This is a genomic window from Rhodopseudomonas sp. BR0M22 (genome assembly GCF_010907035.1).
In the GTDB taxonomy this organism is placed as follows: domain Bacteria; phylum Pseudomonadota; class Alphaproteobacteria; order Rhizobiales; family Xanthobacteraceae; genus Rhodopseudomonas.
This window is the reverse complement of sequence record NZ_QUMK01000138.1, coordinates 1-2,070: the sequence shown is the minus strand read 5'-3', so window position 1 is coordinate 2,070 and position 2,070 is coordinate 1. Positions and strand designations below refer to the sequence as shown.

Genomic DNA, 2,070 nt, shown 5'->3' with positions numbered 1-2,070 from the left:
GTGGGCAGGGTCGGATGGGTATAAGGGACAGATCGTAGCCGAGTTCGCTTTCCGGATTGATTTCGCGGCCCTCGTCGTCGATCACCGGCGCGAGCTTGATCACCTTGCGGGCGCGGTCGAGCCCACTCATCTCGCCGAGCCGGTAGTGAAAGCCGTGCCAATGAGCCTGGGCCAGATAGTTCAGCTCGTGCTGGGAGCGGCGCAGCGAGCCGGCCGCAATCGCATGCAGCAGCGGCTTCCAGATGTGGGTTCGGCTGCGGTCGACCAGGGTGACGCGGACGGCATCCGACTTGCCGTATTTGTCGCCCAGCGCAGTGGCGAGTTCGAGGCCGCCGGCACCGCCGCCGACGATAACAATCCTATGGGGCGTATCGCTCATGAAGGTGTCCGAGGGGTTCGAGCTTCCGGCTCGCCCCCTGTAACATCAAAATCCGGAGCGCCCTAGCTCGGGAAACAGGCAACGGCCGCCCGGGCGGGGTCAGGCCACGTCCGCCTTCATGGCGACCCGAAGCGGTATAGGAATAGGCCTCGCCCGGCCACCCGAGACGAACGCGACCTTGACCTTGGCCTCCATCAGCACGAGATCGCCGCGTTTGATCTGCTGCTGCATGGTGATCGACGCGCCGCGGACTTCGACCGGCCGGGTGATCACCTCGAGCAGGTCGTCCATCTTGGCCGACTTGAGAAAGTCGAGCTGCATCGACCGCACCACGAAGGCAAAGCCCGGCGTCTCGCTTTCGGCTTCGGCGAACAACTCGCTCTGCGCCGCGCCGAGCAGCCGCAGATAATTGGTCCGTCCTCGCTCCATGAAGCGCAGATAATTGGCGTGATAGACGATGCCGGAGAAGTCGGTGTCTTCGTAATAGACCCGGACGTGCATATGATGAGCACCATCGATGATGGCGCCGTCGAGAGAATGATGATGCAAGCGAGCGTCGGTCATCGTTGATGCTACTCTTGGTCCCCGGTCTCACCGAACAACCCGAACTGCGCCGGGTCGCGCGCCGGGGCGGCGAGGCCGAGGTGGCGGAAGGCGTGGTCGGTGAGCAGGCGGCCGCGCGGGGTGCGCTGGAGGTAGCCGCACTGGATCAGATACGGTTCGATGATGTCCTCGATCGCGTCGCGCGGCTCGGACAGCGCCGCCGCCATCGTCTCGACCCCGACCGGGCCGCCGCCATAGTTGAGCGCGATGGTGGTGAGGTAGCGCCGGTCCATCGCGTCGAGGCCGGCACTATCGACTTCCAGCGCGCCCAGCGCGTGGTCTGCTATGGCCCGGTCGATCGCTTCGGCATCGGCCGCGGACGCAAAGTCGCGAACCCGGCGCAATAGGCGGCCGGCGATGCGCGGCGTGCCACGGGCACGGCGAGCGATCTCGTTGGCGCCATCGTTGGTGATCGGCGTGCCGAGCACGCGCGCGCCGCGGCGCACGATGCTCTCCAGTTCGTCGATGGTGTAGAAGTTCAGCCGCACCGGGATGCCGAAGCGGTCGCGCAGCGGATTGGTGAGCAGGCCGGCGCGCGTGGTGGCGCCGACCAGCGTGAACTTCGACAGGTCGATCTTCACCGAGCGCGCCGCCGGGCCCTCGCCGATGATCAGGTCGAGCTGAAAATCCTCCATCGCCGGATACAGCACTTCCTCGACCGACGGGCTGAGGCGGTGGATCTCGTCGATGAACAGCACGTCGCGTTCTTCGAGATTGGTCAGGAGGGCGGCGAGGTCGCCGGCCTTGGCGATGACCGGCCCGGACGTCGCGCGAAAGCCGACGCCGAGTTCGCGCGCCACGATCTGCGCCAGTGTGGTCTTGCCGAGGCCCGGGGGACCTACGAAGAGCACATGGTCGAGCGCCTCTTTGCGCTTGCGCGCGGCATCGATGAACACCTGCAAATTCGCACGTGCCTGCTGCTGGCCGACGAACTCGGACAGATTCTGCGGTCGCAGCGCCGCATCGCCGAGGTCATCACCGCGGCGCTCGGGTGTGACGAGACGGGAAGGTTCAGTCATGACGACAACGTAGCATGCGGCGAGCCAGGCACCTCTGCTCCCCTCCCCCTTGCGGGGAGGGGGCGGGGG

At 66.2% G+C, this 2,070-nt stretch carries 3 protein-coding genes; all 3 read right to left on the bottom strand.

Annotation, left to right across the window (positions count from 1 at the left end; genetic code table 11):
- Positions 1-379, bottom strand: a 379-nt coding sequence (locus DY468_RS24440) for an FAD-dependent oxidoreductase (RefSeq protein ID WP_164608190.1), incomplete at its 3' end; no start/stop codon positions are given.
- 99 nt (positions 380-478) lie between these two features.
- Positions 479-943, bottom strand: a complete 465-nt coding sequence (gene ybgC / locus DY468_RS24435) for a tol-pal system-associated acyl-CoA thioesterase (RefSeq protein ID WP_107354479.1) — start codon at positions 941-943, stop codon at positions 479-481.
- Between the two features lie 8 nt (positions 944-951).
- Positions 952-2,001 carry a Holliday junction branch migration DNA helicase RuvB gene (gene ruvB / locus DY468_RS24430; protein WP_164608189.1) on the bottom strand — a complete coding sequence of 350 codons (1,050 nt, stop codon included), beginning with the start codon at positions 1,999-2,001 and terminating at the stop codon, positions 952-954.
- Positions 2,002-2,070 lie beyond the last annotated feature (69 nt).